The 21080-nt window shown below is 67.2% G+C and carries 17 protein-coding genes; 5 read left to right on the top strand and 12 right to left on the bottom strand.

Annotation, left to right across the window (positions count from 1 at the left end; translation table 11 throughout):
• Positions 1-156: 156 nt before the first annotated feature.
• Positions 157-927, bottom strand: coding sequence for a DUF4349 domain-containing protein (locus tag ABE463_RS16045; RefSeq protein WP_346468839.1), 771 nt, complete (start codon positions 925-927; stop codon positions 157-159).
• A gap of 38 nt (positions 928-965) precedes the next feature.
• A complete protein-coding gene (locus ABE463_RS16040; protein ID WP_346468836.1) occupies positions 966-1322 on the bottom strand; it encodes a GFA family protein in 357 nt (118 codons plus the stop codon).
• Between the two features lie 104 nt (positions 1323-1426).
• Here ABE463_RS16040 and ABE463_RS16035 point away from each other — a divergent pair, with 104 nt between their 5' ends.
• Complete coding sequence (locus ABE463_RS16035; RefSeq protein ID WP_346468835.1) at positions 1427-3235, top strand: DUF885 domain-containing protein; 1809 nt, start codon at positions 1427-1429, stop codon at positions 3233-3235.
• Between the two features lie 83 nt (positions 3236-3318).
• Here ABE463_RS16035 and smrA read toward each other — a convergent pair whose 3' ends face one another.
• Positions 3319-5151 (bottom strand): multidrug efflux ABC transporter SmrA, encoded by a 1833-nt coding sequence (gene smrA / locus ABE463_RS16030; protein WP_346468834.1) that lies wholly within the window; start codon positions 5149-5151, stop codon positions 3319-3321.
• A gap of 89 nt (positions 5152-5240) precedes the next feature.
• On the bottom strand, positions 5241-6818 hold the full coding sequence (locus tag ABE463_RS16025; protein ID WP_346468833.1) for a serine hydrolase: 1578 nt from the start codon (positions 6816-6818) through the stop codon (positions 5241-5243).
• Between the two features lie 111 nt (positions 6819-6929).
• Between ABE463_RS16025 and ABE463_RS16020 the strand changes: the two genes are divergently transcribed.
• Together ABE463_RS16020 and ABE463_RS16015 are read left to right on the top strand one after the other, a co-directional pair.
• Positions 6930-7370: a VOC family protein gene (locus ABE463_RS16020; RefSeq protein WP_346468832.1), complete on the top strand. Its 441-nt coding sequence runs from the start codon at positions 6930-6932 to the stop codon at positions 7368-7370.
• Positions 7367-8185, top strand: a complete 819-nt coding sequence (locus tag ABE463_RS16015; protein WP_346468831.1) for a DUF72 domain-containing protein — start codon at positions 7367-7369, stop codon at positions 8183-8185. Before ABE463_RS16020 ends, ABE463_RS16015 begins: the two co-directional genes overlap by 4 nt.
• A gap of 4 nt (positions 8186-8189) precedes the next feature.
• On the opposite strand, the gene ABE463_RS16010 is transcribed toward ABE463_RS16015, so the two are convergent.
• Positions 8190-8846, bottom strand: a complete 657-nt coding sequence (locus ABE463_RS16010; protein ID WP_346468830.1) for a Pr6Pr family membrane protein — start codon at positions 8844-8846, stop codon at positions 8190-8192.
• A gap of 78 nt (positions 8847-8924) precedes the next feature.
• Here ABE463_RS16010 and ABE463_RS16005 point away from each other — a divergent pair, with 78 nt between their 5' ends.
• Positions 8925-9872, top strand: a complete 948-nt coding sequence (locus tag ABE463_RS16005) for a DMT family transporter (protein ID WP_123729696.1) — start codon at positions 8925-8927, stop codon at positions 9870-9872.
• A 45-nt stretch (positions 9873-9917) separates the two neighbouring features.
• Here the strand turns inward: ABE463_RS16005 and ABE463_RS16000 are convergent, their stop codons facing one another.
• From ABE463_RS16000 to ABE463_RS15975, 6 genes are all read right to left on the bottom strand, one after another.
• Positions 9918-11078, bottom strand: a complete 1161-nt coding sequence (locus ABE463_RS16000; protein WP_346468829.1) for an AAA family ATPase — start codon at positions 11076-11078, stop codon at positions 9918-9920.
• A 67-nt stretch (positions 11079-11145) separates the two neighbouring features.
• Positions 11146-12216, bottom strand: coding sequence for a sensor domain-containing diguanylate cyclase (locus ABE463_RS15995; protein ID WP_346468828.1), 1071 nt, complete (start codon positions 12214-12216; stop codon positions 11146-11148).
• A 47-nt stretch (positions 12217-12263) separates the two neighbouring features.
• A complete protein-coding gene (locus ABE463_RS15990; protein ID WP_123728735.1) occupies positions 12264-12986 on the bottom strand; it encodes a pseudouridine synthase in 723 nt (240 codons plus the stop codon).
• Between the two features lie 57 nt (positions 12987-13043).
• Entirely contained in the window at positions 13044-14669 is a 1626-nt protein-coding gene (locus ABE463_RS15985; protein WP_346468827.1) for a diguanylate cyclase, read from the bottom strand.
• Positions 14670-14780: 111 nt separating this feature from the next.
• On the bottom strand, positions 14781-17210 hold the full coding sequence (locus ABE463_RS15980; protein ID WP_346468826.1) for an EAL domain-containing protein: 2430 nt from the start codon (positions 17208-17210) through the stop codon (positions 14781-14783).
• Between the two features lie 178 nt (positions 17211-17388).
• Positions 17389-19332, bottom strand: coding sequence for a DEAD/DEAH box helicase (locus ABE463_RS15975; protein ID WP_346468825.1), 1944 nt, complete (start codon positions 19330-19332; stop codon positions 17389-17391).
• 267 nt (positions 19333-19599) lie between these two features.
• Here ABE463_RS15975 and ABE463_RS15970 point away from each other — a divergent pair, with 267 nt between their 5' ends.
• Entirely contained in the window at positions 19600-19830 is a 231-nt protein-coding gene (locus ABE463_RS15970; protein ID WP_019184435.1) for an RNA-binding S4 domain-containing protein, read from the top strand.
• A gap of 15 nt (positions 19831-19845) precedes the next feature.
• On the opposite strand, the gene ubiM is transcribed toward ABE463_RS15970, so the two are convergent.
• Complete coding sequence (gene ubiM / locus ABE463_RS15965; protein WP_346468824.1) at positions 19846-21030, bottom strand: 5-demethoxyubiquinol-8 5-hydroxylase UbiM; 1185 nt, start codon at positions 21028-21030, stop codon at positions 19846-19848.
• Positions 21031-21080 lie beyond the last annotated feature (50 nt).

Raw genomic sequence — 21080 nt, 5'->3', positions numbered from 1 at the left:
CCGTCAACACTTGAACAGATCAAGAAAACGGCAAGAAACGCGGACGAATACCGCCCAGCTACACATCACCAAGATGATCAAACAACCCCGGCTGGCGACCCACCTCCCGCTCCCGGGATGCCCCCCCCCCCCCCCCCCCCCCCCCCCACCGCTCCATCAGCGTGCGGCCGCCGCGGCCTTGCGCCGCTTGCGGCGACGCCAAAATGCCACGACCACGGCACCGACCGCCCAGACCACCACGCCGACCGGCACCAAGGCGGCGATCGCGCGGATCACGAAGGCGATGCTGGTGGTGAAGATCGATCCGAACTCACTGAACGCCTTGCCGATTTCACTGCGGCTGCGCTGCCCGGCCGGACCTTCGAAGTGCATCGTCACCAGCTGGGTATCGATCCGCCGGCGCTGCTGCGCAGCCTCCTTGTTGGCCTGCTCCAGCCCCGCCTCGATCTCCGCCATGCGCTGCGAGACCGCCAGCAGATCGGCGACTTTCATGTCGCTGCGCTGCTGATAGGCCTGCAGTTGTGCGTGCTCTTTCTGCAACCGTGTCTGGGTCAGCGCGGTGTCGGCCACCTGCTGGGCCAGATCTTCGGCATGGGTATTGCGTGAGGCCACATCGCCGCCTTCACCGGCCAGCGCGATGATCGGTTCCACGCCTTTGGGGGCGATGCGCACGCGGATCGAACCGGAGCGGCTCTCACCGCCTTCCTCGCCCACCTGCAGCACGGCACAATCCCCGAACCGGTTGTTCTGGCAGGCCTCGGACACGGCCTTGACCCGCTCGCTGATGCGCTTGGCATCGAGCTGGATGCGCAGGTCATGCTCATAGGCCAGGAACGCACCTTCCGGTGAGGCCACGGCCCCGGCGGCCGTATCGGCCGCGTAGTCCTCGCCGCTGCGGCCACAGGCCACCAGGCCCAACAACAGCATCCCTGCCAGCCCGGCGCGGGCCCGTCCTTTCCACTCGGTCACAGTGCAGCTCCATCAAAAGCGGTGATCTTCACGCCGCCCAGGTCCACCCCGGGCAGGCATCGTACGTTGACCGCCACCATGCGCTGGCCGCTGCGCGGGTCGTCGCCCTCGCTGAACGGGGCAATGCCGCAGTCGCGACAATAGTGGTGGTCCAGGTGGTGCTTGTTGAACTGGTAGGTAGCCAGCGCCGCCGGATCGGTGGTGAGGCTCAGCGCTGCGCGCGGGCCGAACCACAACAGGCCACCGCGGCGGCGGCACAGCGAGCAGTTGCAATCGACCACATCGTCGATCGGCGCATCGGTCTCGACCCTGAATGCGATGTTTCCGCAATGACAGCTGCCTTCGTACTGCATGACACCCCTCCTGCTGGAAAGGGGCCCATGGTAATCCAATGGCACGGGGACAAAGGCGGCCATCGGCCCTATGCTCGGGGATTGTCCCCAGTACAGGAACACCGATGCGCCAGCATCTGCTTGCCCTCGCCCTGATCGCCGCCCTTGGTGGCTGCCAGCAGGCCGACTCCCCCACGCCCACCACCGGCACCGAAGCGGCCACCCCGGCCGGTGACGCTGCGGTCGATACGGCCTTCGCCGACCTGTCCAAGCGCGCCCTGGACACCTGGATGCAGCTGTCCCCGATCAGCGCCACCCAGATCGGCGATCACCGATACGACAGCGAGATCGACGACCTGAGCGCGGCCGGCCAGCAGAAAGTGCTGACCGCGTACAAGGCACTGCTGGGCGATCTGGACAAGATCGACGTCAGCAAGCTCTCGCGCGAGAACCAGGTGGACGCGGCGATCCTGCGCAACCAGCTGCAGTCCGAAGTCTGGACCGCGGAAGTGCTGCAGTCGCCCAAGTGGGACCCGCAGATGTACAACGGCATGGCCGGCAGCGCGCTCTACGGCCTGATGGCGCGTGAATTCGCGCCGCTGCCCGACCGCCTGAAGTCGGCGACCGCGCGCATGGAGAAGCTGCCGCAGATCTTCGCCCAGGCCCGCGAGAACCTGGACCCGGCCCGCGTGCCGAAGATCCACGCCGAAACCGTGGCCAAGCAGAACCGCGGCATCCTGAGCATCGTCGATACCTTCATCACCCCGCACATCGGTGAGTTGCCGGCCGAAGACCAGAAGCGCCTGCAGGCTGCGATCGAGGGCCTGAAGAAGGCCGTCGACGAACAGCAGACCTGGCTGGACAAGACCCTGGTGCCGAACGCCAAGGGTGACTTCCGCATCGGTGCGGAGCTGTACGACCAGAAGCTGAAGTTCGCGCTGAACGCCTCGCTCTCGCGCGCCGAGATCGGCGAGCGCGCGCGTGCCGAACTCAAGCGCGTGCGCCAGGACATGTATGGCATCGCGCAGACCGTGCTCAAGGACAAGCCCGGCGCCCCGGCGCTGCCGGCCAACCCGAGCGACGAGCAGCAGCAGGCCGCGATCGAAGCCGCGCTGGAGCTGGCCTATGCCGACAAGCCGGCACGCGACAAGGTCGTTGAAGACGCCAAGGCCGCGCTGGAGCAGTCCACCGAATTCGTGCGCAAGCATGACCTGATGACCCTGCCCGATTCGCCGGTCGACATCATCCTGATGCCGGAATTCCAGCGTGGCGTGGCCGTGGCCTACTGCGATTCGCCGGGCCCGCTCGACAAGAACCTGAAGACCTTCTATGCGGTCTCGCCGATCCCGGACGACTGGACCGACAAGCAGGTCGATTCGTTCCTGCGCGAATACAACAGCCGCATGATCCACCTGCTGAGCATTCACGAAGGCACCCCGGGCCACTACCTGGAAGGCTGGCACTCGGGCAAGTTCCCCTCCACGCTGCGCGCGGTGCTGCGTTCGGGCCTGTTCGCCGAAGGCTGGGCGGTCTACACCGAGCGGATGATGCAGGAGCAGGGTTACCTGGACAACGATCCACTCTTCCACCTGGTGCAGCTGAAGTTCTACCTGCGCACCATCTCCAACGCGATCCTGGATCAGGGCGTGCACGTGGACAACTGGACGCGTGAGCAGGCGATGCACCTGATGACCCACGACGCCTTCCAACAGGAAAGCGAAGCCTCGGGCAAGTGGGTGCGTGCGCAGCTGACCTCCGCGCAGCTGCCGACTTACTTCGTCGGCGCGCAGGAACACTTCGATACCCGCAAGGCCGTGCAGGACAAGCAGGGCGCGAAGTTCAACCTGAAGGCGTACCACGATCAGATGCTGTCCTACGGCGCCCCGCCGGTGCGCTTCGCGCGCCAGCTGATGCTGGATCAGCCGATCGAGTAAGCACTGCCTCGTTCCTCGTCAGACAGGCAAACGGCCCGGGGTGACCCGGGCCGTTCTCTCTTCTGCGTGGCTGCCGACGCGCCTTACGCGTCGGCAGCCACAAAGCCCCCGGTCTGCCGCGCCCACAGCCGCGCATACAATCCGCCGGCCGTGATCAGCTCGGCGTGCGTGCCGGTTTCCACGATGCGGCCCTGATCCATCACTACCAGCCGGTCCATGCGCGCGATGGTGGACAGGCGGTGCGCGATCGCGATCACCGTCTTGCCGGTCATCAATTCATCCAGGTTGTCCTGGATCGCCGCTTCCACTTCCGAATCCAGTGCCGATGTTGCCTCGTCCAGCACCAGGATCGGGGCGTCCTTGAGCAGCACCCGCGCGATCGCGATGCGCTGGCGCTGGCCACCGGACAGCTTCACCCCGCGCTCGCCGACATGCGCGTCGTAACCACGACGCCCTTCCCCATCGACCAGCGTATCGATGAAGGCCGAGGCGCGCGCCTTGGCCACCGCGGCGTGCAGCTGCGCTTCGGTTGCATCCGGACGCCCGTACAGCAGGTTGTCGCGGATCGAGCGGTGCAGCAGCGAGGTGTCCTGGGTGACCACGCCGATCTGCCGGCGCAGGCTTTCCTGGGTGACCCCGGCGATGTCCTGGCCGTCGATGCGGATGTGCCCGCTTTCCAGGTCGTACAGCCGCAGCAGCACATTGACCAGGGTCGACTTGCCGGCACCCGAGGGACCCACCAGACCGATCTTCTCACCGGGCTTCACCTGCAGGTCCAACCCGGCGATCACGCCACCGCGTTTGCCGTAATGGAAATGGATGTGATCGAAATGCACGCTGCCCTGGCTCACGACCAAGGGCACGGCATCGGCACGGTCCTGCACGGTCAGCGGCTGGGAGATGGTGGTGATGCCGTCCTGCACCGTGCCGATATCTTCGAAGATGCCGTTGATCGTCCACATGATCCAGCCGGACATGTTGTGGATGCGGATGACCAGACCGGTGGCCAGCGTGATCGCACCGACGGTGATGTGCCCGCCGTTCCACAGCCACAGCGCCAGGCCGCAGGTGCCCACGATCAGGAAGCCGTTGACGATGGCGATGGTGACTTCCAACCCGGTGGTGACCCGGGTCTGGCCGCGGTGTTTGGTGGCCAGTTCGTCGATCGCCTCGGCCACGTAGGCCTGCTCGCGCCCGCCATGGGCGAACAGCTTCAGCGTGGGCACGTTGGTGTACCCATCCACGATGCGGCCCATCGCTTTGGATCGCGCTTCGGAGGCGATCCACGCACGCTCTTTCGCCCGCGGCACGAAGTACCACATGATCACCGCATAGCCGGCCATCCACAGCCCCAGCGGGATCATCAGCCGCCAGTCCGCCTGCGCGAACAGGTACAGCGCGGTGCCGGTGTAGACGATGATGTACCAGAGCGAATCGACCATCTGCACGGCCGATTCGCGCAGCGAGGTGCCGGTCTGCATGACCCGGTTGGCCATGCTGCCGGCGAAATCGTTCTGGAAGAAGCTCAGGCTCTGCCGCACCACATAGTTGTGCATCAACCAGCGCGAGCGGTTGCTCAGCCCCGGCACGATCGCCTGGTTGACCAGCAGGCTGTGCAGCGAGACCAGCAGCGGCCGCGCGATCAGGGTGATGCCGGCCATCCACATCAATGCATTCGCATGCCGGGCGAAGAAATCGCTGCCGGGCTGCTCGGCGACCATGTCCACGATGCGGCCAAGGAAATCGAACATCGCCACTTCGACCAGCGCCAACAGCAGGCCGGCGATCAGCGTGGCCAGCAGCACCGGCCATACCGGGCGCAGATAGTGGATATAGAACGGCACCACCTTGCGCGGTGGCATGCGCGCATCGATCGGCGGGAAAACCGGAATCAGCGATTCGAACCAGCGGAACATCGCAGTGCACCGAAAACAAAACAGGCCGCGATTATCCCACTGCGGCCTGCTGTTTTACTCTCACCTCCATCACACGCCGGCGACGGGGTTCAGCCCTTGGCCTCCGGCGCGATCGGTGTCAGCAGCAGGTCCTGGAAATCGAAACTGAAATCGGTCAGCGAGGACACCGCCTGCATGCGGACCTCGCGGACCTTGCCGTCCGGATCGAGACTGAAATTCACGAAGGCATCGGCGTTGAGCGAGCGGTCGTCCCAGCGCACCAGGAAGGTATCGTGCTGCCAATGCTCCAGCGTGCCGATCAACTGCGCGGTCTTGCCGAAGCGCAGGCGCAGCTTGCCGCCCTGCTGCTCAACGAATACATCGCCGTACCATGCGTCGCGGTAGCCTCCTGCGTAGCGCGCCAGCGGCAGCGACGGCTTGGACCTCACATCACGTGCGGCCTGGTGCTTGGCCCAGCCCTCGTCCGCCTTTTCCTGCGATTTGGCCACGGCGGCCGCATAGGCGGCGACCCAGTCGGTGGCCGGTGCCTGCAGATAGGCATCCAGCGCTTCCATCGTGATCGCGTTGAAGGCCGCGCCCACTTCCTGGTTGGTCAACACCACGATGCCCAGCTTCTGCGCCGGCACCAGGGTCACGCGCGAGACCATGCCCGGCCAGCCGCCGGTATGCCAGACCAGTTTCTGGCCCCGGTAATCGCTCAGGCTCCAGCCCTCGCCATAGCCGGCGAAGTTCGGCCGTGCCGCCGCCAGCTGCGGCACGCTCGGCTCGGGCACCACCTGCGGCGTGATCATCTGCCACATCGCCTGCTGGGTCTTGGCGGTGAACAGCGGCTGCCCGTTCTCCAGCGTGCCCTGGGCCAGCTGCACGTTCATCCAGCGCGCCATGTCGTGCACGCTGGAATAAATGCCGCCGGCGCCGGCGTTGTTGGACCAGGTCAGCGGCGCGACAGTGCGCAGCTGGCTGAAATCATACTTGGCGTGCCCCACTGCAGCGTTGTCGCCGGGCTGCAGATGATCGGCGTTGTAGCGGGTGCCTTGCATGCCCACCGGGGTGAAGATGTGCTGCTGCAGGAAGTCCGCATAGGTCTGTCCCGACACCTGTTCGATCACCTGCTGGGCGACCGCGTAGAGAATGTTGTCGTAGGCATAGCGATCACGGAAGCCGGCCTTCAACGGCACCTTGCCCAGCCGCTGCACCACCTCTTTGTTGCTGTAGGAGGTGGTCGGCCAGAACAGCAGGTCGCCCGCGCCCAGGCTCAGGCCACTGCGGTGCGACAGCAGGTCGCGGATGCGCATTTCCCCGGTCACGTACGGATCGGACATGCGGAAGCCAGGTAGATGATCGATCACGCGATCGTCCATCTTCAGCTTGCCCTGCTCGGCCAGCAGATTCAGCGAAGTGGCGGTGAACGCCTTGGTATTGGAGGCGATCGCAAACAGCGTATCGGCCTGCACCGGATCCGGCTTGCCCAGCTCGCGCACCCCGTAGCCGCGCTCCATCACTACCTTGCCATCCTTGACCACCGCCACGGCGATGCCGGGGATGTCGAACGCGCTGCGGGCGCGTTCGATGGTGGCGTCCAGCCGCTGCAGTTCGGCCGGCACGGCGGCCGATGCCAAGGGTGCGCATGCCAGCAGCACGGCGCCTCCGATCCAGGATGTGTTCAAGCAGTGTCTCCGGTTGCGTGTGGCGGGGGCGTCGAGGGTGCCGATGCCCCGGTTTCGCACGATGGTAACGCGGCCCGGATCAGGCTCGCCTGTGCCAGAAGGAGGCCCGCCATGACCGCGCCCGCCGAGACCGTCGCCACCCTCATTCCCTGCCTGCGCTACCGCGATGCGCACGCCGCCATTGCCTGGCTGCAGCGCGCGTTCGGCTTCCAGAAACACGCGGTCTACGCCGATGGCGATACCGTTCACCACGCCCAGCTTGTCTACGGCCACGGCATGATCATGCTGGGCTCGGTCGACAACGACAGTGAGTGGAGCCGCTACAGCGTCCACCCGGACGAGGTCGGCGGTCGCCAGACCCAGAGCGCCTGCGTGATCGTCGCCGATCCGGATGCGCATCATGCGCGCGCCGTTGCCGCCGGCGCGCAGATCGTCATGGACATCGCCGACCAGCCCTATGGCGGCCGCGGCTATGCCTGCCGCGATCTGGAAGGCTACCTGTGGTGGTTCGGCAGCTACGACCCATGGGTCGACCACGCGGACGGCGCATGAGCGCTGCGGCCGGCTCCATCCGCACGGGTATCGGTGGCTGGGTATTCCCGGCGTGGCGGGGCGGCACGTTCTATCCGGCTGGATTGCCGCAGCGCGAAGAGCTGGCCCACGCCAGCCAACACTTGGGCTGCATCGAGATCAACAGCACGTTCTACCGTGCGCAGAAGCCAGCCATCTATGCGCAGTGGCGCGCGCAGACCCCCGAGGGCTTCCGCTTCTCGGCCAAGGCACCGCGAACCATCACCCAGACCCATGACCTGACCACCGTCGGCGAACGTGCCGAACGTTTCATCACCGGCATCAGCGCGCTGGAGGACCGGCTGGGTCCATTGATCTGGCAGTTCGGCGACAGCCATCCCGCCGGTGCGGCCGAATTCGATCGGTTCCTGGGCATGCTGCCGCGCAAGGTCGACGGCCACCGCCTGCAGCACGCACTGGAGGTTCGCAACCCCGCGGCATGGACGCCGGCGCTGCTGACCGCTGCCCGTGCGCACGGTGCCGCGCTGGTGTTCAGTGGCTCGGATGAGTACCCCAGTTTCGCCGACCCCACCGCCGACTTCATCTACGCGCGATTGATGCACTCACGCGCGAACCTGCGTGCCGGCTACCCGGCACGGGCGCTGGAACAGTGGTGCCTGCGTGCGATGCGCTGGGCCCGCGGCGAAGACAACCCGGACCTGCCCCACCTCGCTGCCGAGGCGCCCGCAGCGACACCGCGGCAGGTCTACGTGCTGTTCATCGGCGCGGCCAAACAGCGCAATCCCGGCGCGGCGATGGCCCTGCGTGACCAGCTGCTGCAGCTCGGCAACGGGTGAGTCCTCAGCCGCGCCGGCGGCGGGCGGCCAGCGCGCCGTCCAGCCACCACAACAGCGCACCGCTCACCACGAACAATACGGCCACGCCCAGCACGTTGCGCAGGACCAGCGCCGTACCCAGCGCGCTCGGATCCAGAAACGGGTACGGGTACTGACCGCTGAGGCGGCCGACCAGTAGCGCCCAGCCCAGGTAGACCGTCGGGAACGCCAGGGCGGCGAGCAGCCCACGCCGGTGCAGGCCGCCACGCGGTCCGGCCAGCCAGCCGACCAGGTACATCACCGGCACGGCGTAATGCAGGCCGGTATCGGCCCACCACTGTGCGCCCTGCGGGTCCCACAACGGCGCCAGGAGGGTCACGTAGATCAGCCCGGTGATGCCGATGAACAACGCCACCGCCGCGCGCGGTACCGGACCGGCCAGCCCTGTACGGCGGCCGCAGGCCAGCGCCACGCAGACCGTGGCCACCCCGATGTTGCTGAGGATGGTGAAGTAGCCCAGATAGCGCAGCGTCGCGTCCGCCACCGCCAGGCCCGGCGTGCGCAGCAGCAGGGCGTACTGCAGCAGCAGGGACACTACCGCGACCGCGGCGGTCAGACCGGCCCACACGCGCAACGCCGGTGACAGGACGGGGGCAAGCGTATCGATGTGATGGCGTGTCATCAGCGCAGAATGCCACGGCCCTGCAGAGGATCGCGTGGAGGGCATCGCTACGGGCGCGGCTTGCCGCACAATATGCAGATGCCGATGACCGATACCCGCAGAGCCCTGCTGCAAATCCATTTCTGTGTGCTGCTGTGGGGCGTCACTGCCATCCTCGGCAAGCTGATCACCCTGCCCGCCCTGCCGCTGGTGTGGTGGCGCATGCTGCTGGTGGTGGCAATGCTGGCGCTGGTCCCGCGCGTGTGGCGTGGATTGCGCCAGCTGTCGCCGCGCCTGGTCGCCGGCTACTGCGGTGTGGGCGCCCTGGTCGCGCTGCACTGGCTGACCTTCTATGGCGCAGTGAAACTCGCCAATGCCTCGGTGGCCGCCACCTGCATCGCGCTGGCGCCGGTGTTCACCGCCGTGATCGAACCGTGGGTGGCCAAACGCCCGTTCCAGTTCCGCGAACTGGCCTTCGGCATTCTGGTCTTGCCGGGCGTGGCGCTGGTCGTGGGTGGCGTGCCCGATGGCATGCGCCTGGGCGTGCTGATCGGCGCGCTGTCGGCGCTGCTGGTGGCGATCTTCGGCTCACTCAACAAGCGCCTGGTCAGCCACGCCGACCCGCTCACCGTGACCGCGCTGGAACTCGGCGCGGGCACGCTCACCCTGACCCTACTGGCGCCGGTACTGCCCTTCCTGCTGCCCGCCCTGGCCAGCGACCTGTGGGTGATCCCGGACCTGCACGACGGCCTGCTGCTGTTGGCCTTGGCGGGGCTGTGCACCCTCCTGCCGTTCGCGCTGGCGCTGGTGGCGCTGCGCCACATCAGCGCCTACACCTCGCAGCTGGTCACCAACCTGGAGCCGGTCTACGCGATCCTGCTGGCGATGGTGCTGCTCAGCGAGCAGCGCGAACTGACCCCGTTGTTCTATGCGGGTGTGGCGATCATCGTTGGCGCGGTATTCCTGCACCCGCTGCTCAACCGCCGCAGGAAGGTCCAGCATCCGGAACTGATGGCGACCTCCGAAGCGCGCAACATCGCCGATTGAGCGGGCGTACCCGCCAACAGTCGGCGCAGACGTGCGACTCGTTACTCACCGTTGTGGCCAGTGCCAGGGCGGCACATCGAGCAGGCCCTGCCCGGCCACGGCGGTGCGGCTCAGCTGCTTCTCCAGGCGGATCGGATGGCAGGCCGGCGATTCCTGCAGCGCAGCGATCAGCCGGCCGGCATGCGAGACCACCCACAACTGGCTGCGGGCGGAAGCGGCGACGATCAGCCGTGCCAGCGCTGGCAGCAGATCCGGGTGCAGACTGGTTTCCGGTTCGTTGAGCACCATCAGCGGCGGCGGGCGCGGCGTGTGCAGCGCCGCGAGCATCAGCAGATACCGCAGCGTGCCGTCGGAGAGCTCGGCCACCGACAACGGCCGCAGCAGACCAGGCTGATGGAACTTCAGGTGCAGGCGGCCATCATGCGGCTCGATGCTTACCTGTGCACCGGCAAACGCATCGTCGAGCGAGCACGCCAGGGCCTGTGGATCGCCGATCTCCACGATGGTCCGCCAGGCCGCCGCCAGGTCATGGCCATCGTGGCTGAGCACCGGCGTGCGTGTTGCCAGCGGTGCCTGGCGTGCCGGCGCATCCTGATCGGTACGGAAGGAATCGTAGAAGCGCCAGTTGCGGATCGATTCACGCAGGGACAGCACCTCGGGCATGCGCTGCGGATCGGCCACCTGGGTGAACAGGCTGTCGAACACCGACAGGTGCTCGTCGATGACCTCCCACTGCCGGCCCTGCCGGCGCCGCACCAAGGTGTTGCGTCGCTCGACCAGCACGCTGGTGCTGCGCAGGAACGGGCCGGCCCAGAGGCTCTCGCATTTGATCTGCGGATCCAGGTCGAACATCGAGTTGCCCGGCAGCGGCAGGCCGAGGTCGATGGCGTAACCGAAGGTATCGGCCGCGAAGCCCAGACGCAGCGCGATCGAGGACGACCGTATCTGGCCCTGCACCGGCACCTCGCCGCGCAGCATCCGCGCATCGACCTGGCCCGGACCGGCCCAGAGCGCCGAACCCAGCCCGCCTTCCCGTGCCAGCGCCGCGGCGACACCGCCCTGAGCGGTTTCAGCGAGCAGCCGCAGCGCGCGGTAGAGGCTGGACTTGCCGCTGCCATTATCGCCCGTCACCAGGTTCAGGCGCCCCATCGGCACGACCAGATCGTGCAGGGAACGGTAGTTGGCGATGGCCAGGGTCTGCAGCATGGGAATGGCGGGCGGCGGCGGGAAACCAGTCTGCCGCACCCGCGTCGCACCGCCTGCGAAGGTGAGCTCAGTCGGCGCGGATGACCCGATTGCGGCCCTCGCCCTTGGCCCGGTACAGCGCCGCATCGGCGCGGGCCAGGGTCTGCTCGATCGCATCGCCATGGCGGTGCGCGGCCACCCCGATGCTGATCGTCAGCGGCAGGCCCAAGGGCAGATCAGTCACCGCCATGCGCAGGAAATCGCACTGCAGCTCGGCCGTGGCCAGCGGGGTGTCGGGCATCAGCACCACGAACTCCTCGCCGCCATGCCGCGCGGCCAGGCCGTGCCCGGCGAAATGGGCGCGCAGCAGCCGGGCCAGTTCGGACAGCACATGGTCACCGGTGGCATGCCCGTACAGATCGTTGACAGTCTTGAAGTGATCGATGTCCAGCAACGCCACGGCGGTCGCGCGCGGTTGTCCATCGGCATCGCGTACCGCCGCTTCCAGCGCCGCACTCATTGCGCGGCGGTTGGGCAGGCCGGTCAGCGGATCGGTCCGGCTCTGTTCGGCCAGGTCCGCGTTCTGCTGCTCCAGCAGTTCGTTGTATTCGGCCAGCCGCTGTTCGTACCAGGCACGGTCGGTCATGTGCTGCTGGATTTCATGCGCATAGCGACGCAGTTCCATTACCAGCGAAACCTGCCGGGACAGCGCGGTGAGCGCCAGCAGCTGGCTGCTGTCCAGATGCCCCGGGACCGCATCGAACACGCACAGTGTGCCCAGCGGCAAGCCTTCGACACTGAGCAGCGGCGCGCCGGCGTAGAAGCGCACGTGCGGGTCGTCCACCACCACCGGGTTGTCCGAGAAACGTGGATCGCTGCGCGCGTCCTCGACCACCATCACCTGGTCCGGGGTCAGGATGGCGTGGGCACAGAAGGAGATGTCGCGATGGGTCTCACAGGCGTCCAGGTGCTGGCGCGCCTTGAACCACTGGCGGTCCTGGTCGACCAGGGTCACTGCCCCCATCCGGGTGCCACACAGGGCGGTGGCGATCGTCACCAGATCGTCGAACGAGCGTTCCTGGGGGGTATCGAGAATCTGGTAGCGCTGCAGCGCCAACAGGCGCTGCGCTTCATTGTCCGGCTTGGAAGGCTTGATCATCGCGGCGGGCATCGACAGTACCCGCGCAGTCTATCCCGAGCGCGGCGTTACCAGTCCAGCTGCTTGGGCAGCAGGCCCTTCAGCTCGGCGTCGGTCAGGTTGCGCCATTGACCGGGCTTGAGCGCGCCCAGCTTGATGTTGTCGATGCGCACCCGGCGCAGCTGGGTGACGCGGAAACCGAACGCGGCGGCCATCAGGCGGATCTGCCGGTTCAGACCCTGCTGCAGGGTGATCCGGAAGCCGAACTTGGCCAGCTTGCTGGTCCGGCACGGCAGCGTGACTTCGTCGCGGATGCGCACGCCGCGCGCCATGCCCCGCAGGAACTCATCGGTGACCGCCTTGTTCACCGCCACCATGTACTCCTTCTGGTGGCCATTCTCGGCACGCAGGATCTGGTTGACGATGTTGCCGTTGCTGGTCAGCAGGATCAGGCCTTCGGAATCCTTGTCCAGGCGCCCGATCGGGAAAATGCGCTGTTCGTGGCCGACGAACTCCACGATGTTGCCCTTGACCGAGCTTTCGGTGGTGCAGGTGATGCCCACCGGCTTGTTCAGCGCGATATAGACGTGTTTGCGGCCGCCGGCCTTCTTCGCCTCGCGGGCGCGCAGCGGCTGGCCATCGACCAGTACCACGTCCTGCTCGCCAACCACCGCGCCGGTACCGGCGGGATGCCCATTGACGGTGACGCGGCGCTCGCCGATCAGGCGGTCGGCTTCGCGCCGGGAACAGAAGCCGGTATCGGCGATGTGCTTGTTGAGTCGGATTGTCATGCGCCCATTATCGGGCAAAAGCCGCGTCCCGCTGCGGATTTCACACGCGCCGCCGTTTCAGGCCGGCAACGGATCGCCGGCCGTGGTGGTGCGTTCCCCATCATGGATCTGGTTGCGACCGTTGCGTTTGGCGCAGTACATGGCGTGGTCGGCCCGGCGCAGCAGGCCGGCCAGGTCATCACTGCCGGGTTTGAGCACGGCCAGGCCGATGCTGGCTGACACCCGCAGCCCGTGAATGCCCAGGCCCTGCGCGACGGTGGCGACCTGTTGGCGGACGGCCTCCAGCCGGGCGACCGCGGCGGCGTGGCCAGCCCCCGGCAGCAGCACCAGAAACTCCTCCCCGCCCATCCGGATCACGTTGTCCTGGTTGCGTACGGCCCCCCGCAGGGCGCGGGCCACGGCCACCAGCACCTGATCCCCCCGCTCATGCCCGAACTGGTCGTTGATGTCCTTGAACAGATCGATGTCCAGAAAGCCGATCGACAACGGCATCGGCTCACGGCGCGCCTGCTCCAGATACTCGGCGAGCAGGCGCAGGCCTGCGCGACGATTGGGCAGGCCGGTCAGCATGTCGGTGTCGGCCAACTGGCGCATTTCATCGCGCTGACGGCGCAGGCGGCCCAGGCGCAGATTGAGCGCGTAGGCGGCCATCATCAGGAACCAGGTCGTGGACAGCTGCAGCGCTTCGATCCGATACGCCACCAGCCACTGCGCGTTGAACGCGTCGGCCACGATCATGATCCACCACGGTGCCAGCGCCAGCAGGCCCCGCAGTGCATACGCGTCGCGCCGCGACAGTCCCCACAGGCCCGCGCCGAGGCACAGTACGCAGCCGGCCATGAAGAACCACTCGAGCAGCTCGGAGACCACGGCCAGACCGTCCGGCCCCCACAACGGCACGGTCAGCCCCATGGCCATCAGGCCCCACAGCACGGCGTACTGGGCCGGGCGGAAACGCGGCCAGCGACGATCGCCGCCGTTGAGGCGCCACAGGATCGGCAGCAGCAGCGCTTCGCTGCAGGCACTCAGCGCCACCAGCCACCACGAGGCGTGCTCATGCACGGGCAGCCACGGCTCGGGATAGCCGCTCAAGCCCCCCAGCACCGCCTGCCACAGCACGAACACCACGCACGCGCCGACATACACGAGGAACGAGCGGTCGCGGGTGGTGACCCACCCCATCAATGCCGACAGTGCCAGCGCGATCGCCACCGCGATGCAGGCCGCGCGCATCAGCAGCCGTGCCGTGTCGTTCTGCTGCACCGGACTCGGTGCCCCCAACTGGATGGTCGGCACCCAGCGCGGCTTGAGCGGGCGCGTCCAGGAGACCACGATCGGCTCGTGGTTGCCGGCCTCGGGCACCACCACCAGCCCGACCCCGGCACGGAACCGGGAATCGCGCGTGCGGGCGTCGTGCATGCTGCCGCAGATTTCGCGGTCGCCATGACTGATGCGGACCTCGCCGGTGAGCACGCCGAACACATCCACGGCCTGCGGTTTCCCCGACCAGCCCTGCTGCGGAGACGGAATCGACAGGACCTCCTGGTGGCGGGCCAGGACATCCGGCGCACAGGCACGCTGGGGCGTCACCTCATCGGTGGCCCCGCCGAGCAACAGAAAATCCTGCCCCATCGTCGGCGATGCGGCCTGCGCGCTCCATGGCAACAGCCACAGCAGCAGCATCAGCACCACAACCCCGCTTGAAAACCCGCCCCCGTTGCTCACACCTGTGCCCCGCCCGCCCATGGTCGTCAGTGGACACCCCGCCCGCTGCCGTCTTCCACGATTATCGCATCATGGCGTGCCACGCCATGCATCCGATGGCACACCGGCACGGGCCGCCCGCAGGGCTGGCTGGGTCATGCGTTCCAACGGAATCGGCCGCTCGATCGCGTACCCCTGCAGACCTTCCACCCCCATCTGCGCCAGTTGATCGGCCACCACCGCCGATTCCACCCACTCGGCGACCACCAGCATGTGCAGTTCGCGCCCGACTTCAGTGATCGCGCGCACCGCGGCGCGGTTGACCGGATCCAGTTTCATGTCGCGCACGAATACGCCATCGATCTTGAGCATGTCCGCCGGCAACTGACGGAGGTAGCCGAACGAGGACAGCCCCGAACCGAAATCGTCCAGCGCCATCCGGCAGCCGCGGGCCTTCACCGCATCGATGAAGGTGCGCGCCTGGTCGATGTTGCTGACCGCTGCGGTTTCGGTGATCTCAAAGCACAGCTTGCGCGCCAGGCCACGGTTGCGCTCCAGCAGATCGGTGACGAAGGCCAGGAAACTGGGCTCGGCGATCGACTGCGCGGACACGTTGACGTTGCACAGGCCAAGCTGCTGCACGTGCGCAGGGCACACCTGCAGGTGTCTGAACAACAGCGACAGCACGTGCCGATCCAGCGCCATGCCCATGCCGTAGCGCTCGACCGCCCCCATGAATTCCCCCGGCCCCTGCAGTACGCCTTCCGGGCTGCGCATGCGCACCAGCACTTCGTAATGCAGGAAGTCCGGATCGCCGACCCGCTCGATGCGCTGGGCGTACAGCAGCATGCGGTTTTCGGCGATCGCGCTGGAGACAGTGGCCAACCGCTCCGCTTCGCGCCGACGCTCGTCCAGCGCCATGCGGCTTTCGTTGTAGCAATGCACGCGGTTGCGACCGGCCTCCTTGGCCGCGTAGCACGCACTGTCGGCCGCACTCATGAGCCAGTTCACATCCGGCGCTTCCGCGGTGACCTCGACCACGCCGATGCTGCAGCTCACCTTGGGTGCGCCTTCGCCATGCTGGAAGCTCACCTGCCCCAACGTGCGGATTACCCGCTGCAGCACCTGCTTGGCCTCGTCCTGGCTGGCGTTGGCCAGGAACAAAGCAAACTCGTCACCGCCCAGGCGGCCCACCCAGTCGCCATCGCGCACGGCACCCACCAGGTAGTCGGCGAAGCTGCGCAGCAACTGGTCGCCCGCCGCGTGGCCGAGACCATCATTGACCAGCTTGAAGTAATCCAGGTCGATGTAGCACAGCGCGTGAGTACCGCCCTCGGCGCGCACCGTCGTCAGCGCCTGATCGAGCAGCCGCTCGATTTCACGGCGGTTGATCAGACCGGTCAGCGGATCGTGGCTGGCGTGGTGTTCCACCTCCCGCGCCAGCGCATGGTTCTGCGAAACATCCTCGACCAGCGCGAACACCGTCGGCGCCCGTGCCCGGGTGCGCACCACGGTGCCGCTCCAGCGGCCCCACATCAGGCTGCCGTCGGCACGCAGGAAGCGCAGCTCACCGGGGCGCAGCTGCCGCGGCCAGTCGATCCGGCCATGCTCGTCCAGTACCAGCTCGCCTTCCACCAGAACATCGGCCAGCGACAGGCTCAGCAAGGCCTCACGCCGGTGGTCGAGGATGTCGGCCATCGCCTGGTTGGCCTCGACGATCCCGCCTTCCTCGTCCAGTTTGAGCATGCCCACCGTGGCCTGGTAGAACGCCGCCCGGAATCGGCTTTCCTGTTCGGTCAGGTCGTTGCGCACGCGCCGCGCCAGTAGCACGGCGATCAACGTGATCGCCAGCACGGACAACCCGCCCACGATGAAGGTGGTCATCCGTACCATCGCTGCGGTGTGCAACAACGCACCCGAGAATGCGCGGGCCTGGTTCTGCATGCCGACATCCAATGTCTGCACCTGGCGCAGCAGTCCCTGCTGGACGTCGGGCGTCAGGCCGCCGGTGGCATGCCCGGCCTGCACGCGATCGGTGATGGCCACCAACTGCAGCAGATCGTCATCGGTATCGCGCCACAGGCGGACCGCATCGCGGAAATACGGCTGATCGCGCAGGTAGCGGTACGACAGGATCAGGCGGTTGATATCGCCGCGTGCGTTGCCGCCTTCGATGAAGCCCTGGCGCGCCGCGGCGATGTCCGGGTCGGCCTGCTCAAGGGCGCGGCGCGCGGAAAGATCGCCCAACGGCACCCGCAGCGCCTGCCGTGTCGCCGTCAGATCGTGCGACTCGCCGGAGGTGATGTAACGCGAGAGCGCGTGCGTGGCCTGTTGTTGGCCGCGTGACCAGTGACTCTGGCCCATGATCCAGGCCGTGGACGCGGCCTGCAATTCCTGGATCAACGCGGAAATGCCGACGAGGCCAATGGCCATGCCGGTCAACAGTGCGAACCGCAGGGTCAGCCCCCGCGTGGAATACGGTACTGCGGTAACGCCACCATCCTTGCGACTTCCAACCATCGCCGATCCCCCCTGGGGCTGCGTGTGTGGAAACTCATTCCATTCGGACCTTGTCCAAACCGCAGGCTAGAGCCCCGGATGTTGAAACGGTGCGAAACCGGACCCCTTGGCAGGATGCCCTGTCGGAAACGACAACGCCAGCCCGGAGGCTGGCGTTGAGGCAATCACCCGGGGGTGATCAGAAGCTGCGCGGGCCGCGCGGCTTGAAGCCGTCGCGACGCGGCGGGCGGTCGTTGCCGCCCGGGCCGCTGCGCGGGCCACCCGGACCACGCGGCTTGCCCTGGCCGAACTTCGGCTTGAACGGCGGACGCGCCGACGGGGTCAGGTCTTCACCCGGCTCGACCTTGCGCATCTGAAGCTGCTGGCCGGAGACCCACACCTTCTTCAGGTGGGTCAGCAGGTCCTGCGGCATTTCGGCCGGCAGGTCCAGCACCGAGAAGTCGTCATGGATGTCGATGCGGCCGATGAAACGGCTTTCCAGGCCGGCTTCGTTGGCGATGGCGCCGACGATGTTGCCCGGCTTCACGCCGTGGACATGGCCCACTTCGATGCGGAAGGTTTCCATGCCCGGCTCGGCGGCACCGCGCGGGGCGATGTCACGGCGCGGCGCGCGCTCGGCGCCGCCTTCGCTGTTGCCGAAGTCGCCTTCCGGACGCGGCGGACGCGGGCCACGGTCGTCTTCACGGCGCGGACCACGCTCGAAGCGCGGCTCGAAACGGGCCGGGCGCTCGCCACGGTCGTTGCTGCGCTCGTTGCGCTGATGCGGGGCACGCTCTTCACGGGCACCACGGACCGGCGGGGTCAGCAGGAACGGCGAATCGCCCTGCAGCAGCTTGGCCAGCGCGGCGGCGATCTCGATCGCCGGCACGTTCTTCTCGCCTTCCAGGCGCTGCAGCAGGTCGCGGTAGAACTCGGTGCCACCGGCATCGAGCACATCGCTGATGCGGCTCATGAACTTGGTGATGCGGGTGTCGTTGACCGCGTCCACGCTCGGCAGCTGCATCTCTTCGATGGGCTGGCGGGTGGCGCGCTCGATCGCACGCAGCATGCCCTTTTCGCGCGGGGTGGCGAACAGGATCGCATCACCAGTGCGGCCAGCACGGCCGGTACGGCCGATGCGGTGCACATAGCTTTCGGTGTCGTACGGGATGTCGTAGTTCAGCACGTGGCTGATGCGCTCCACGTCCAGACCACGGGCGGCCACGTCGGTGGCGACCAGGATGTCCAGCTTGCCTTCCTTCAGCATGCCGATGGTGCGCTCGCGCTGGGCCTGCTGCATGTCGCCGTTGATGGCGGCGGCGGCCAGGCCGCGCGCCTGCAGCTTCTCGGCCAGCTCTTCAGTGGCAGCCTTGGTACGCGAGAAGATGATCATCGCGTCGAACGGTTCCACTTCCAGGATGCGGGTCAGCGCGTCCAGCTTGTGCATGCCGCTTACCCACCAGTAACGCTGGCGGATGTTGGCCGAGGTCGTCGTCTTGCTGACGATGGTGACTTCGGCCGGGTTCTTCAGGTAGGTCTGCGCGATGCGGCGGATCTGCGACGGCATGGTGGCCGAGAACAGGGCGACCTGACGGGTCTCCGGCAGCTTCTTCAGCACCGCTTCGACGTCGTCGATGAAGCCCATGCGCAGCATTTCATCGGCTTCGTCGAGCACCAGCGTCTTCAGCTCGGACAGGTCCAGGGTGCCGCGCTCGAGGTGATCGATCACGCGGCCCGGGGTGCCGACGATGACGTGCACGCCACGGCGCAGGGCCTGCAGCTGCTGGCCGTAAGGCTGGCCGCCGTAGACCGGCAGCACGCGGAAGCCGGGAATGCCGGAGGAATAGGTCTGGAACGCCTCGGCGACCTGGATGGCCAGTTCGCGGGTCGGCGCCAGCACCAGCACCTGCGGCTTGGTCTGGTTGAAATCGAGGTTGGACAGCACCGGCAGCGCGAAGGCGGCGGTCTTGCCGGTACCGGTCTGGGCCTGGCCCAGCACGTCACGGCCTTCCAGCATGGCCGGAATGGTCGCTGCCTGGATCGGCGACGGGGTTTCGTAACCGACAGTGGCGACGGCCTGCATCACAGCGTCGGACAGGCCAAGATCTGCGAACAGCAGCGGCGCGGGGGATTCTTGGGACATGGGAAACTCCGAAACACCGCCGTTTTGGATGGCAGTGAGATAAAAAAGGGGGATGGTCCGCGCTTTGGGCGCCCTTTCTTATCGCGTGCCCTGGCGCTGCTCGGTCGGAGGAGAATTCACTCACTCAGGGGGCGATGATACCGCATCGTTCCTGAACAACGTATACAGATTGCAGGATGGATGCCGTTGCGCCGCCGGCTGGCGCACAATACGCGCCCTTTCCCGGCCCGGCCCCACGTCCGCGCCTCTTCCCAGGATACCCGCTCCATGCAGACCCTCGAATTTGAACTGGACCGCGACTACGTCGAGCTCAAGCAGCTGCTCAAGCTGGCCGACCTGGTCACCAGCGGCGGCGAGGCCAAGACCGTGATCGGCGACGGCCAGGTCCTGGTCGACGGCGAGGTCGAGCTGCGCAAGGCCTGCAAGATCCGCGCGGGCCAGCAGGTGCAGTTCGCCGATACGGTCATCCACGTGATCGCCGACAGCGACGCGCCCTGACCGTTCCGGCCGGACTCAGCGCAGTGTATCGCGCTGGGTCAGATGGGCGGTGATCAGCTGGCGGAACGGGGCCACCCCGTGTGCCAGCCGCAGCCCGGCCCGGCGCAGCAGCCGCGCCGGCAGACGGTCATCGGTATACAGCGAAGCGATCGCATTGGTCGCCTCATAAAGCGGGCGCGAGGCCAGCCGATGGCCACGCTCGTAAGCGGCCAGCCCTGAGCGCGCGGCGATATCACGCCCCTGCCCGGCCGCCTTGCGCAGAATCCCGGCCAATCGATGCTGGCTCTGCAACCCCAGATTGAAGCCATGCGCGGTGACCGGATGCATGCCGACGGCGGCATCGCCGATCAACGCACAGCGATCGCCTGCGAACGCGTTGGCATACACCCCCACCAGGGGATACGCCACCGGGGTGGCCACCGGCCGCATCGCGCCCAGTCGATGTTCGAAAAAGCCACTGATGCTGCGGCCGAAGTCGGCCTCGTCCTGGGCCATCAAGGCCGCGATCTGACGCGGCGGCAGCGTGATGACGGCCGAGGCCTGGTCGCCATTGAGCGGCAGCAGGGCCATCGTGCGGCCATAGCCGAACCACTCCCAGGCCGTGTGCCGGTGCGGCACCTCGATCTGCATGCGGCAGACCAGCATCGATTTGCCGAAGTCACGCAGCTGCGCGCCGATCCCCAGCAGGCGGCGGGTGGAGGAGAAGCGACTGTCGGCTGCGACCACCAGCCGCGCGGCAAGCTGGCGACCATCGGCCAGGGTCACCACGCTGTGAGCCGGGCCCGGGCTCACCGCCGCGACGCTGGCCTGGTCCAGGATCTCCAGACCGGCCTGACCCTGCACGCTCTGCCAGGCGGCGCGGCGGATCAGATGGTTGGGCACCAGCCAGCCCAGGTCGTCACCGGTACGCTGGTGAGCGGCGAACGTCAGCGCGAACGGCGAGCCGCCGTCCATCACCTTGGCATCGCGCAGCGGGGAAATCTCGGCCGGATCCAGCTGCGCCCACAGGCCCAGCGATTCGAGGATCTGGCGGGAGGCATGGGTCAGCGCGATCTCGCGGCCGTCGAACGCCGCCTCGGCCAGTGCCGCGCGCGGCTGCTGTTCGATCAGGGTGACGCTCAGGCCGGTATCGGCCAGCGCGCGTGCGAAGCACAGCCCGGTCGGGCCGGCACCCACCACCACCACATCCACTGACTGCATGATTCCATCCTGCCGTTGCGTGTCCGCTGCAGCTTAACGCCGCAGCGCCG

Source organism: Stenotrophomonas sp. TWI819, from assembly GCF_039673075.1.
Lineage (GTDB): Bacteria > Pseudomonadota > Gammaproteobacteria > Xanthomonadales > Xanthomonadaceae > Stenotrophomonas > Stenotrophomonas rhizophila_B.
Note: the sequence above shows the minus strand (reverse complement) of the source record. Positions and strands in the feature narration are given on the sequence as shown.